12 protein-coding genes are annotated in these 12,881 nt (G+C 70.4%); 9 read left to right on the forward strand and 3 right to left on the reverse strand.

Annotated features, from left to right (window positions below):
* Positions 1-159 precede the first annotated feature (159 nt).
* The 4 genes from ACFWY9_RS11330 (at position 160) to ACFWY9_RS11345 (ending at position 3,795) form a co-directional block, all read left to right on the forward strand.
* The gene (locus tag ACFWY9_RS11330) at positions 160-795 is read left to right on the forward strand and encodes a GntR family transcriptional regulator (protein WP_378338829.1); all 636 of its coding nucleotides are present in this window, start codon (positions 160-162) and stop codon (positions 793-795) included.
* Positions 795-1,796 (forward strand): 1-aminocyclopropane-1-carboxylate deaminase, encoded by a 1,002-nt coding sequence (locus ACFWY9_RS11335; RefSeq protein WP_378338771.1) that lies wholly within the window; start codon positions 795-797, stop codon positions 1,794-1,796. The genes ACFWY9_RS11330 and ACFWY9_RS11335 overlap by 1 nt, the downstream gene beginning before the upstream one ends.
* Before the next feature lie 63 nt (positions 1,797-1,859).
* Entirely contained in the window at positions 1,860-3,221 is a 1,362-nt protein-coding gene (locus ACFWY9_RS11340; protein WP_378338772.1) for a phenylacetate--CoA ligase family protein, read from the forward strand.
* Positions 3,211-3,795, forward strand: a complete 585-nt coding sequence (locus ACFWY9_RS11345; protein WP_378338773.1) for a TetR/AcrR family transcriptional regulator — start codon at positions 3,211-3,213, stop codon at positions 3,793-3,795. The genes ACFWY9_RS11340 and ACFWY9_RS11345 overlap by 11 nt, the downstream gene beginning before the upstream one ends.
* 4 nt (positions 3,796-3,799) lie before the next feature.
* On the opposite strand, the gene ACFWY9_RS11350 is transcribed toward ACFWY9_RS11345, so the two are convergent.
* From ACFWY9_RS11350 to ACFWY9_RS11360, 3 genes are read right to left on the reverse strand one after another with little or no spacing between them, the layout of a single operon-like run.
* A complete protein-coding gene (locus ACFWY9_RS11350) occupies positions 3,800-4,183 on the reverse strand; it encodes a RidA family protein (protein WP_345407859.1) in 384 nt (127 codons plus the stop codon).
* Positions 4,183-4,941: an IclR family transcriptional regulator gene (locus tag ACFWY9_RS11355; RefSeq protein WP_378327028.1), complete on the reverse strand. Its 759-nt coding sequence runs from the start codon at positions 4,939-4,941 to the stop codon at positions 4,183-4,185. The genes ACFWY9_RS11350 and ACFWY9_RS11355 overlap by 1 nt, the downstream gene beginning before the upstream one ends.
* Positions 4,938-5,879: a sugar kinase gene (locus tag ACFWY9_RS11360; RefSeq protein WP_378338830.1), complete on the reverse strand. Its 942-nt coding sequence runs from the start codon at positions 5,877-5,879 to the stop codon at positions 4,938-4,940. Before ACFWY9_RS11360 ends, ACFWY9_RS11355 begins: the two co-directional genes overlap by 4 nt.
* Positions 5,880-6,044: 165 nt before the next feature.
* Here ACFWY9_RS11360 and ACFWY9_RS11365 point away from each other — a divergent pair, with 165 nt between their 5' ends.
* From ACFWY9_RS11365 to ACFWY9_RS11385, 5 genes are read left to right on the forward strand one after another with little or no spacing between them, the layout of a single operon-like run.
* Positions 6,045-7,361: an amino acid deaminase gene (locus tag ACFWY9_RS11365; RefSeq protein WP_378338774.1), complete on the forward strand. Its 1,317-nt coding sequence runs from the start codon at positions 6,045-6,047 to the stop codon at positions 7,359-7,361.
* Between the two features lie 9 nt (positions 7,362-7,370).
* Positions 7,371-8,966: an amidohydrolase family protein gene (locus ACFWY9_RS11370; RefSeq protein ID WP_378327030.1), complete on the forward strand. Its 1,596-nt coding sequence runs from the start codon at positions 7,371-7,373 to the stop codon at positions 8,964-8,966.
* Complete coding sequence (locus tag ACFWY9_RS11375; protein ID WP_378327031.1) at positions 8,963-10,351, forward strand: GntP family permease; 1,389 nt, start codon at positions 8,963-8,965, stop codon at positions 10,349-10,351. Before ACFWY9_RS11370 ends, ACFWY9_RS11375 begins: the two co-directional genes overlap by 4 nt.
* Before the next feature lie 43 nt (positions 10,352-10,394).
* A complete protein-coding gene (locus tag ACFWY9_RS11380) occupies positions 10,395-11,549 on the forward strand; it encodes a lactonase family protein (protein WP_378338775.1) in 1,155 nt (384 codons plus the stop codon).
* A gap of 45 nt (positions 11,550-11,594) precedes the next feature.
* Positions 11,595-12,878: an extracellular solute-binding protein gene (locus ACFWY9_RS11385; protein WP_378338776.1), complete on the forward strand. Its 1,284-nt coding sequence runs from the start codon at positions 11,595-11,597 to the stop codon at positions 12,876-12,878.
* Positions 12,879-12,881: the final 3 nt, after the last annotated feature.

Below are 12,881 nucleotides of genomic sequence, written 5' to 3' on the forward strand. Positions count from 1 at the left end.
TGTTGTTGGGGGGGGTTGGTTTTTTTTACTCCCCCCCCCCCCCCGGCCCCGGCCCCCCCCCCCCCGGGGGGGCGCGGCGTGGACGGTGTATCCCCCCCCCCGAGTCGCTTCCGCAGGAGCCCTGTGGCAGCTAACATGTTAGATGTGAGTCCCCCGGGGTTGAGCAAGGTGTCGCGCTCCCTGCTGCGCGACGAGGCCTACGAACGCATCCGCAACGCGATCATCGACGGCAGCCTGCCGCCGGGTACCGCGTTGCGCGACGCCGATCTCGCCGAGCAGCTCGGCCTTTCCCGCGCGCCCGTCCGGCAGGCGCTCACCCGGCTCACCGAGGAAGGCCTCGTCGATTCGAAGCCGCAGAGTTACACCCGGGTCGCCGGCTTCGTGCCGGACGACGTCCGCGAGGCACTCGAACTGACCCGTGTGCTGCACGAACTGGCGGTGCGCCAGGCGATGCCACGCCTCGGCGCGAGCGAGGTCGCCGAGATGCGCGCCGCGAACGACCGGTTCGCCGAGGCCATCGCGGCGGGCGACGTCGCGGCCGCCGTCGCCGCCGACGACGAACTGCACGACGTCGCGGTGCGTGCCTGCGGCAACCGCGCGGTCGCCGCGACGATCGACCGCTACACCCCGCTCCTGCGACGGCTGGAGTACGCGCGGTTCGCTTCCCTGCCCGCGCAGCGCTCCGTCCGCAGGCACACCGAACTCATCGACGCGATCGAAGCCGGTGACGTCGACCGCGCCGCCGCCATCGTCTCGACCATCTGGACCGACCTCGAACCACTCCTGGAGGACTGATGCCGTTCGCCAAGTTCCCGCGATTCCCGCTCCTGTTCGGCCCCTCCCCCGTCCATCCGCTCGAACGGCTCACCGCCCGGCTCGGCGGCGCGTCGATCTGGGCGAAGCGCGAGGACGTGAACTCCGGGATCGCGTTCGGCGGCAACAAGACCAGGAAACTCGAGTTCCTCGTCGCCGACGCGCTGGCCACCGGGGCCGACACGCTCATCTCGATCGGCGGCGTGCAGTCCAACCACACCAGGCAGGTCGCCGCCGCGGCCGCGCGGGCCGGCCTGAAAGCCGTGCTGGTCCAGGAAAGCTGGGTCGACTGGCACGACCCGCTCTACGACAGGGTGGGCAACATCCAGCTGTCACGGATCCTCGGTGCCGACGTGCGGCTGGTCGACGCGGAGTTCGGGATCGGCTTCAAGGAGAGCTGGGAGAACGCGGTCGCGGAGGTCGAGGCAGCGGGCGGACGGCCGTACCCGATCCCGGCGGGCGCGTCGGATCACCGGCTGGGCGGGCTCGGCTTCGCCAACTGGCTCGTCGAGTTGCAACGCCAGGAGGCCGAGCTCGGGATCTTCTTCGACACGATCGTCGTCGCGTCGGGCACCGGGAGCACGCAGGCCGGGATGATCGCCGGTGCCGCGCTGGACGACCGGCCGCGGCGAATCCTCGGCATCGACATCACCGCGAAACCGGCCGAAACCCGGGACGCGGTGACGCGGATCGCCCGGAACACCGCGGAGCTGATCGGGGCCCGGACGATCGAAGACGCCGACGTCCTGCTCGACGAGCGCTATCACGCCGGGGTGTACGGCATTCCCGACGAGTCCACCGTGGACGCCATCCGGACGCTGGCGCGGCTCGAAGGCGTCATCACCGACCCGGTGTACGAGGGCAAGTCGATGGCGGGACTCATCGATCTGGTCCGCACCGGCGAGATCCCGCGCGACGCGAACGTGCTCTACGCCCACCTCGGCGGCCAGCCCGCGCTCAGCGGCTACACCAGCGTCCTCTGACGGAATTTGACAGTTCACTTTCACTTGGGAGTAGGCTGTCAATATTCGAGCAAGGGGGGCGTGATGCACGAGAGCGTCGCTGGACGACTGTGGGAAGCGAACCGGATCCGCCGGGCGGGCCCGGCCGCGATGGCCGCGCGGCAACGCGAGCGGCTCGCGGCGCAGGTCGGGTTCGCGCGCCGGAATTCGCCGCTCTACCACCGGCTCTACCGTGATCTGCCGGACCGGGTCACCGATCCCGCGCTGCTGCCGGTGACGAGCAAGAAGACGCTCATGCCGGAGTTCGGCGACTGGGTCACCGACCGGGCGATCACGGCCGAACGAGCCAGGGCGTTCGCGGCGGACCCGGCCACCGCCGGGGAAAAGTTCGCGGGCCGCTACACGCTGGTGACCACCTCGGGCACCACCGGGACGCCGGGGATCTTCGTGGTGGACGAACACGCGCTGGCGGTGAACGTCGCGCTGGCCGGGCGGATGCGCGCGTCCTGGCTCGGCGCCGCGGACGTGGCGAAGGTCCTCGCGCGGGGCGCGCGGATGGCGATGGTCGTCGCGACCGGCGGGCACTTCCTCGTCGCGGCGGGCTCCCAGCGCGTCTTCGACCACTCGTGGACGGCGAAGGCCGTGCGTACTTTCTCCGCCCACGCCCCGATCGACGAGCTGGTGGCCGGGCTGAACGCGTTCCGTCCGGCGATCCTGATCGGCTACGCGAGCGTGCTTTCGTTGCTCGCCAGGGAACAGGAGGCCGGGCGGCTGCGAATCGGCCCCGTCCTCGTCGAACCGGCGGGCGAAGCGCTGAGCCCTGCCGAACGCGCGCGGCTCGGCACGAGCTTCGCGGCGAAGGTCCGCGACACCTATGGCTCGACCGAATGCCCGTTCCTCACCGACGGCTGCGCGGCGGGCTGGTACCACGTCAACACCGACTGGGCGATCGCCGAGCCCGTCGACGCGGACCATCGGCCGGTGCCCCCGGGCGAGCTGTCGCACACCGTGCTGATCACCAACCTCGCCAACCGGGTGCAGCCGATCCTGCGCTACGACCTCGGTGATCGCGTCCGGCAGCGGCCGGACCCTTGCCCCTGCGGCAATCCACTGCCCGCGTTCCGCGTGCAGGGCCGTGTCGCCGACCTGCTCACCGTCGGGGGCGTGACGATCCCGCCGTTGCTGCTGAACACGGTGGTCGACCGGGTTCCCGGCGTCCGGCAGTTCCAGCTCGTGCAGACCGCCCCGGCGGAGCTGCGGGTCCGGCTCGCCTACGGCCCCGGAGCCGATATCGAGCGGGTCTGGCGGGAAGTGCAAGCGGGGCTGGCCAAGGCGCTCGGCCCGGACGTCGTGCTCGACCGGGCCCCCGAACCGCCCGAGCAGGGCGTGGGCGGGAAGTTCCGGCCCGTCATCCCGCTTGCCAAGGAGAAGGTCCATGACCACTGACGGACTGCGGGCCCGCAAAAAGGCGCGGACACGGGCGCTGATCCAGCGGCACGCGCTGCGGTTGTTCGCCGAGCAGGGCTACGAAGTGACCACAATGGACCAGATCGCGGCCGCCGCCGAGGTGTCGCCCAGCACCCTGTTCCGCTACTTCCCTGCCAAGGAACAGCTCGTCGTCTCCGACGGTGGCAGCCCGGAACTCGCCGCGGCGTTCCGGGCTCAGCCACTCCAGCTGAGCCCGCTGCGGGCGGTGCGGGGCGCGATCCGGCAGGCCTTCGCCGATCTCCCGGCCGCGGAAACCGCCGAGCGGCGGCAGCGGCAGACGCTCGTGCTCGCCGTGCCCGAACTCTGGACGGCGAGCCTCGGCCACATCCGCGCCACCCAGCGGCTGCTGGCCGAACTCGTCGCCGAACGCACCGGACGCGACCCCGGCGACGAGGAGATCCACAGCTTCGCCGGTGCCGTGTTCGGCGTCCTGCTGGAGGTCTGGCTCCGGTGGGCCGAGGACCCGGACCTCGACGCACTGGCCGCGCTCGACGCGGGTCTCGCCCACCTCGAGCGCGGCTTGGCACTCTAGAGCGTCAGTCCAGTACGCAGAGCACGTCGATCTCGACGAGCAGTTCGCCCGGGAGTCCGACGTAGACAGTCGTGCGCGCCGGGTGCGGTCCTTCGCCGATGAGTTCGTTGTAGACCTCGTTGAACGGCGCGAAGTGCGCGGTGTCGGTGAGGTAGACACGCACCATCACCGCGTCGGCGAGGCTCGAACCGGCCGCCTCGAGCACGGCTTCGATGTTCTTGAACGTCTGCCGGGTCTGGCCGACGACGTCCTCACCGACGACCGCGCCGGTGGCGGGGTCGAACCCGACCTGGCCGGCGACCTGCAGGATGTTTCCCTTGCGGACGGCCTGCGAGAACTTCGCCGGCGGCTTCGGCGCGTTCTCCGTGGAAACTGCCGTCTTGCTCATCAGTGCCCCTTTCGGTTCCCCGTCCATCCACTGTGGACGGAAGCTTCTTCGGTGGCGGCCAGCAGTTCCGGCACGAGCGCGAGCAGGCCGTCGAAGTCGAGCAGCACCTTGGGCACCGACATCGACGCCGCGGCGAGCACTTCGCCGTCCGCTCCCCGGATCGGCGCGGCGACGCAGTGGATGAAGTCCTCGTGCTCGGCGTCGTCCACCGCGTACCCGCGCTCGGCGACGCGGGCCAGCTCGGCCAGGAACGCCTCGGGCGAGGCGATCGTGTTCGGCGTGAGCACGACGTAGTCGATCGACCGCGCGATCTCCTCCCGCCGCGCCGCGGGCATGGCCGCCACCAACACCTTACCCACGGCCGTGCAGTGCAGCGGCGCGCGCTTCCCGATCCGCGAATACATCCGGACCGAATGCCTGCCCTCGTACTTGTCGATGTAGACGACCTCGCCGTCCTCGTAGCTGGCGAGGTGCACGGTGTGCCCGGTGCGCTCGTTCAACGCCGCGAGCGCGGACTGCGCGCTGCGTCGCACGTCGTTGCTCTCCAGCGCCTGGTTCGCGAGGTCGAACAGCGCGCTGCCCAGCCGGTAGTGCCGCGCGCCCTCCCGCCGGACGAAGTGGTGCGACTCCAGCGTGCGCAGCAGCCGCAACACGGTCGACTTGTGCACGCCGATCTCCTCGGCGAGCTGATCGAGCGTCCTCGGTTCCTTCGTCAGCTCGCGCAACAACGTCAACGCCCTATCCAGACTCTGACTCACGCCATCACCCCCGTACCCGTCAGCCGCGCCGCGGCCCAGCTCTCGGCGTCGGCGGTGAGCAGACTGTCCACAACGGACGCTTCGAGCGGCGCGCCGACGTCGTCGTGTGTCAGCAAGGTAGCCGCCGCCTGCAGATGCCCGCGCCGCAACCGGGTCAGCGGATCGGCCCCGGCGAGCGTCGCGGCCAGGAATCCGGCGGCGAAGGCGTCACCCGCGCCGACCGGTTCGACTACGTCCACCCGCAACGCCGGGGAGAACAACGGCTCGGCGTCGCGCTCGACCAGTGTCGCGCCGCGCTCGCCGTGCTTGACGACCAGCGTGTCCGGCCCCGGCAGCAGGGCTCGCAGCTGGGCCGGATCGCCCGTGCCCCAGACCTTTCGTGCCTCGTCATCCCCGGTGAGCACGATGTCGGCGGAGCCTGCCAGCTCCGCGAGCAGCGACACGTCCCGGCCCGCCGCCCACAGCGCGGGCCGGTAGTTGACGTCGAAGGAAACGCGCGTGTCCCCGCGCGGCGCGGCAAGCAGCGCACGCACCAGTTCGAGGCAGGAGTCCGACAGCGCCGGGGTGATGCCGGACAGGTGCAGCACCCGGACGTCGGCGAGGTCGACGCGGTCGAGCACGTCGGGACCCATCGCCGAGGCGGCCGAGCCCGCGCGGTAGTACCGCACCGGGCTGCCCTGCGCGCCGGATTCCTTGAGGTAGAGCCCGGTCGGGCGCGCCGGATCGACGGCGACGCCGCTGACGTCGACCCCCGCGGCCGCGATCTCCCGCACCATCGCGCGGCCGAACGGATCGTCACCGACCGCGCTCACCCAGCCACTGGACACGCCGAGGCCGGGCAGATGACAGGCCACATTGGACTCGGCGCCGCCGATCGTGCGCAGCCAGGTGCGCACGTCCTCGGGCGGCCCGGGTTCGGCGGGCACGAACAGCGCCATCGACTCGCCAATGCACAGCACGTCCGGCGCGCATGTCACGTCCTGATCTCCTGTCGTTCTTCCGCCGTTGACCTCTCGCGGGACGGATGCTACACCTAACCCACGCATTCTGCGCAACGCTCGTTGCAAGGTACGCAACGGCACGGACAACCGAGGTGGTCACTGATGTCCCCCGAGAACCCCGCCTGCACCATGGACGCCGCCGCGCTGGCGGCCGTGGCCGAGGAGCGGATCGACTGGCGGTTCCGCTCGGTGTCCCCCGCGCTCGCCGGACTCACTCTCGCCGAAGCGGCCCAACGCCGCGCGCGGTTGTTCGACGACGGCTTCTTCGGCCCGTTCGTGGTGCTCGACGCCGAAGCGCTGGAACACAACCTCGCCACGATGGCGGACTGGTGCGCCGCACGCGGAGTCGTCCTGGCACCGCACGGGAAGACGACCATGGCGCCGCAGCTGTTCGCGCGTCAGATCGCGCACGGCGCCTGGGGCATCACCGCGGCGAACGCCGGGCACGTCCGGATCTACCGCGCGTTCGGGGTGTCCCGCATCCTGCTGGCCAACCAGCTGCTCGACCCCGCCGGGCTCCGCTGGGTCGCCGCCGAGCTCGCCGCCGATCCGGCGTTCGAGTTCGTGTGCTGGGTCGATTCGGTGCGCGGCGTCGAGCTGATGACCGAGGCGCTCGCCGGGACGAAGCGTCCGGTGGACGTGCTGGTCGAGCTGGGCGCGGATGGCGGCAGGACCGGCGTGCGGGACCAGGAAACCGCACTCGCGGTGGCCGAAGCCGTGCACGCGAGCCCCGTGTTGCGGCTGCGCGGCACCGGTGGCTACGAGGGCGCGTTGTCGCACGGCACGGACGACGCGTCGCTGGCCAAGATCAGTTCCTATGTGGACACTCTCCGCGACGCGGTGATCTCCTTCGCGGACAAGGGTTTGCTCGACGACGCCGGACAGGTGATCGTCACCGCCGGTGGGAGCGCGTACTTCGACAGGGTCGCCGACGAGCTGACGAAACCCTGGCCGGACGGGCTCGACGTGCTCCCGGTGTTGCGCAGCGGCGCGTACGTGACGCACGACGACGGGTTCTATCGCGAGATCTCCCCACTCGGCGGCCATCCGCGCATCGCGGACGTCCCGCCGTTCCGCCCCGCGCTGCGTGCCTGGGCGCAGGTGACGTCGAAGCCGTCGGACGAGCTGGCGCTGCTGACGATCGGCAAGCGCGACGCCTCCTTCGACGAGGGCATGCCCGAACCGCAGTTGCACCGGACTGCGGACGGCAAGATCGCCGAGCTGACCGGGCACACCGTCACCAAGCTCAACGACCAGCACGCGTTCCTCGCTCTGCCCGCGGGGTCCGGGATCGAGGTCGGCGACTGGGTCGCGCTGGGGCTTTCGCATCCGTGCACGGTGTTCGACAAGTGGCCGCTGCTTCCGGTGGTGGACACCGACGGCGAGACGGTCATCGACTTCGTCCGCACCCACTTCTGAGGCGGGGCAATGGACATCGTCATCCGCGGGGCGCTCGTCGCCGACGGCACCGGCGACCCGCTCACCCGCCACGACGTCGGCATCACCGGCGGCCGGATCGCGAGTGTCGCCGAGGCCGGGTCGCTGGCCGGGCGGCGGCACATCGACGCCGACGGGCTCGTCCTCGCGCCCGGGTTCATCGACATGCACTCGCACTCCGACCTGCAATTGCTGGCCAACCCGGATCATCTGGCGAAGCTGTCGCAAGGGGTGACCACCGAGGTCCTCGGCCAGGACGGGCTCTCCTACGCCCCGGTCGACGACGCGACGCTCGAAGCGCTGCGCCAGCAGCTCGCGGGCTGGAACGACGACCCGGCCGGGTTCGACTGGAACTGGCGATCGGTCGGCGAGTACCTCGACCGGCTCGACCAGGGCGTCGCCGTCAACGCCGCCTACCTGGTCCCCCAGGGCACGGTGCGGATGCTCGCGCTCGGCTGGGCGGACCGGCCCGCCACCGAGGCGGAGCTGAACCGGATGAAAGAACTGGTCGCGACCGGCCTCGACGAGGGCGCGGCCGGGATGTCCTCCGGGCTGACCTACACGCCGGGCATGTACGCGGACACGGAGGAACTGGTCGAACTGTGCCGTGTCGTCGGTGAGCTGGGCGGGTTCTACAGCCCGCACCACCGCAGCTACGGCCGGGGCGCGCTGGAGGCGTTCGCGGAGATGATCGACGTCTCGCGGCGGTCGGGGTGCCCACTGCACCTGGCGCACGCGACGATGAACTTCTCGGTGAACAAGGGCAAGGCGCCGCAGCTGCTGTCCCTTTTGGACGAAGCGCTCGACGACGGCTGCGACATCACCCTCGACACCTACCCGTATCTTCCTGGCGCCACCTACCTTTCCGCACTGCTGCCGAGCTGGGCCACCGAAGGCGGCTTGGACGCGACGATCGCTCGCCTGTCCGATGTGGACATCCGGGAGCGGATCCGCGCGGAGATCGAGGAGTCCGGTTCGGACGGTGCGCACGGCGTGCCGATCGACTGGGACAGCATCGAGATCAACGGCGTGCGACGCGCGGAAAACGCTTTCCTCGTCGGGCACAGTGTCGCCACTTCGGCTCGCGCCGCGGGAAAACCTCCGGCGGAGCTGTACTTCGACGTCCTGCTCGACGAACGGCTCGGCACGTCGTGCCTGATGCACGTCGGGCACGAGGAGAACGTCCAGGCGATCATGCGGCACCGCACGCACACCGGCGGAAGCGACGGCCTGCTCGTCGGCGCCCGGCCACACCCGCGTGCCTGGGGCACCTTCCCCCGTTACCTCGCCCGCTACGTCCGCGAACTGGGCGTGCTCGACCTCGCCGAGTGCGTGGCGCACCTGACCGGGCGCGCGGCGCAACGGCTGCGGCTGACCGATCGCGGGCTGGTCCGCGCCGGCTACGCCGCCGACCTGGTGCTGTTCGACCCCGAGTCCGTTCAGGACACCGCGACCTTCGACGACCCGCGGCAGCCCGCCGCCGGAATCCCCCACGTCTTCGTCAACGGCGTCGCCGCCATCGACGACGGTCACCCCACCGGCGCGCTCGCCGGTCATTCACTGCGCAATCCCGGGAGACGCCGATGATCCACTGGCTCCAAGCCACCACCCCCGGTCTGCTGACCCTGGCCGCCGCGTCCATCGCGGTCCTGCTCGTGCTCATCATCCGGTTCAAGGTGGAACCGTTCATCGCGCTGATCGTGGTCGGCCTGCTGACCGCGCTCGCCGCGGGCGTCCCGGTGGGGACACTGGTAGGTACCGCGCAGAAGACGTCGGATTCCTTGCTGGAGAAGGGTTTTGGCGGGATTCTCGGCCATATCACCGCGATCGTCGGGCTGGGCACATTGCTCGGCGCGATCCTGGAGAAATCCGGGGGCGCGCGGGTGCTGACCACCGCGCTGCTGCGGTCCTTCGGCGAGAAGCGGGCGCCGCTCGCGATGGGCATCGCCGGGCTCATCTTCGGTATCCCGGTCTTCTTCGACATCGGGATCTTCGTGCTGGCGCCGCTGGTCTACGCCGCCGCGAAGCAGGGCGGCCGCTCGATCGTGCTGTACTGCATGCCGCTGCTGGCCGGGCTTTCCATCACGCACGCCTTCCTGCCACCGCACCCCGGCCCGGTCGCGGCCGCCGGGCTGCTGCACGTCGATCTCGGCTGGGTCATCCTGATGGGCGCGGTCTGCGGGATCCCGGCATGGTTCATCGGCGGTGTCCTGTATTCGAGCTGGATCGGCAAGAAGGTCGACGTCCCGCTCGCGGAGGACTTCGCGAAGCTCGCGGGCGAGGGCGAGGAGGTCGAAAACCCGCCGTCGCTCGGGCTCGTCAGCTCCATCATCGCGGTGCCTATGGTGCTGATCCTGATCGGCACGTTCGGGAGCATCTGGCTGCCGAAGGGCTCTGTCGCGGCCGGGATCGCCGCGTTCGCCGGCACACCCGCCGTCGCGCTGACCATCGCGGTACTGCTGGCGTCGTGGCTTCTCGGGACGCGCCGCGGCATGACCGGCAAGGCGCTGGCCGAGCTGTCTTCGGCGTCCCTGCGGCCCGTCGCGATGATCCTGCTCGTGATCGGCGCCGGCGCGTTCTTCGGCGCGGTGCTGTCCGCGACGGGCATCGGCAAGGCCGTGGCCGGTTCGCTCGGCGACGCGGGGCTGCCGGTGATCCTGTCCGCGTACGTGATCAGCTGCGGCCTGCGGATCGCGCAGGGTTCCGCGACCGTCGCGATCGTGACGACCGGCGGGATCATCGCCCCGACGGTGGCCGAACTGCACTACTCCCAGGCCCAGCTCGCACTGCTCGTCGTCGCGATCTCGGCGGGGTCCATCATCGCCTCGCACGTCAACGATGGCGGTTTCTGGATCGTTTCGCGGTACTTCGGGCTGTCCGTGGCCGACACCCTCAAGACGTGGACGGCCTTGGAAACAGTCCTTTCCGTTTCGGGTTTCGGCGTGGCAGCATTGCTCATGGCCGTGGTCTAAACCACTCACGCCAGGTGCACACCTACCACTGGGAGACGACACGATGGCTGGGCTTTCTCGACGTACCTTCCTCGGCGGCGTCGGCGCCGCCGGACTCGGCACCGTCCTCGGCGCGCAGTTCGCGAACACGGCGAACGCGACGACCACGACGGCCGACGCCTGCGTCGCCGACCCGACGGCGTATATCGGCAGCTACACCAGCGCTTCGCCGGCCGGGCACGGGCTCGACGTCTCGGGCCGCGCCGGCACCGCGCCCGCGCTCAAGCCGGTCAAGACCGTGCCGGGTGTCCCGGACGCGTCGTGGTTCGACCTGAGCAGGGACCGGCGCACGCTCTACGTGACCAACGAGGGCGAACCGAACGGCAAGGTCTCCGCGCTGAACGTCGACAACCCGGCGAAGCCCCGGTTGCTGGGCGCCGTGTCGTCGAAGGGCAGCGCGCCCACCCACCTTTCCGTGCACCCGAGCCAGAAGTACGTGCTGGCGGCCAACTACGGGACCGGAACCGTCGTGGTGCTGCCGATCCTCGCCGGAGGCAAGCTCGGCGAGGCGACCGATCTGGTGAAGCACGTCGGCGCGGAGCGGGAAGCGCACGCCCACCAGGTGATCAGCGATCCGACCGGGCGGTGGGTGCTCTCGGTGGACCTCGGCGCCGATTCGGTCTACGTCTACAAGCTGAACCTCGGCACCGGGAAGCTGACGCTGAACCAGCAGCTCAAGCTGCCCTCCGGGGCCGGGCCGCGGCATCTGGTGTTTCACCCGAACGGCCGCTACGCCTACATCGTCGGCGAGCTGCGTCCCGAGGTCACGGTCGCGGGCTGGGACGCCGCCGCGGGCAAGCTCACCGCGTTGTCGGTGGTCCCGGCCGTGCCGCCGGGCAGCACCGGCGACCTGTACCCCGGCGAGATCATCACCTCGCGGGACGGCCGGTTCGTCTACGCCACCGTCCGCGGGCCGAACACGCTCGCCACGTTCACCACCGCCGACGGTGGGAAGACCTTGAAGCTCGTGTCCACTGTGGTCAGTGGGGGCAACTGGCCACGCCACGTCGCACTCGACGCGACCGAAAAATGGTTCTACGTCTCGAACCAGCGCTCCGGCACCGTCACCTGGCTCCCCCGTGACCCGGCGACCGGCCTGCCGGGCGCGGTCGCCGGTTCACTCGCCGTTCCGTCGGTGAACTCCGTGTTCTTCGCCTGATCCGGCTTTCCGATCCAGCAACGCCGCTGATTTTCTGGAGGATTGATGAGATTCCGCCGTACCCTCACCGGGCTGGCCGCCGTCGGCCTGCTCGCCGGCTGCGCGCCAGCGCAGTCCGGCCCCGCCGGTTCGGGCGGGGACGAGAAGACCGGCACCGTACGGGTCTGGCTCTTCGACGAGGCCAACCGGGCGCCCAAGGAGGCCGCGGTCAAGGAGGCGATCGCGGAGTTCAAGGCCGCGCATTCCGGCGCCGAGGTCGACGTGCAGTGGGTCCCGGTCGAGGGTCGGGCGGACAAGTTCTCCGGCGCGTTCAACGATCCGTCGAACGCGCCCGACGTCGCCGAGTTCGGCAACACCGACGTGGCCAGCTACGCGACCACGGGCGCGTTGTCGGACCTCGGCGCGGATCTCGCGTCGTGGCCGGAGGGCAAGGATCTCATCCCGTCCGTGCTGGACACCGCGAAATCCGGCGGGAAGACCTACGGCCTGCCGTGGTTCACCGGTATCCGCGCGCTGTACTACCGCACCGACGTCTTCACCGAACTCGGCATCCAGCCGCCCAAGACGCTCGCCGAGCTGACCGAGGCCGCGCGCAGGATCCGGAGCGCGAAACCGGATATGTACGGGATCTCGGTCGGTGGCAAGTACACCTACGCGATGCTCCCGTTCCTGTGGGCATCCGGTGGCGAACTGGCCAAACAGGACGGTGCGAAGTGGACGTCCACTGTGAACTCCGAGCAGGCGAAGGCGGGCGTCACCACGTACGCGAACCTGCTCAAGGACGACATCTGCCCGCCGGCGCAGTGCGCGAACCTCACCGGCACGCAGAGCGTGCAGGCCTTCGCGGGCGGCAAGGCCGGGATGACCATCGGCGGTGACTTCAACCGCAAGGCCGTCGACCAGGGCGCGGTCAAGGGCAAGTACGCGGTCATCCCGATTCCCGGCACGCAGGCGGGGGCGACCGCGCCGGCGTTCGCGGGCGGCAACCTGCTCGGCGTGTTCGGCGCGAGCAAGCGTCACGGGCTCGCGGTCGACTTCGTGAAGCTGCTGGGCGGCGCGAAGTACCAGGAGAAGATGTACACCGCGATGGGGAACCTGCCGACGCTCAAGGGCGTGCAGGAGAAGCTCGCCGCGAACGACGCCTTCCTGAAGCCGTTCGTCGACAGCATCCAGGCGGGCACCAAGTTCGTGCCGAGCACCCCGGCGTGGTCCAAGATCGACAGCCAGAACGTGCTGCCCACCGCGGTCCAGCAGATCGCGACCGGGGCGAAGGATCCCGCGGCCGCGCTGGCCGGGGCGGCCGAGGCGATGAACAAGGCGTTCGGGTAGGCG

The organism is Amycolatopsis sp. NPDC059027 (genome assembly GCF_042739735.1).
In the GTDB taxonomy this organism is placed as follows: Bacteria; Actinomycetota; Actinomycetes; order Mycobacteriales; family Pseudonocardiaceae; genus Amycolatopsis.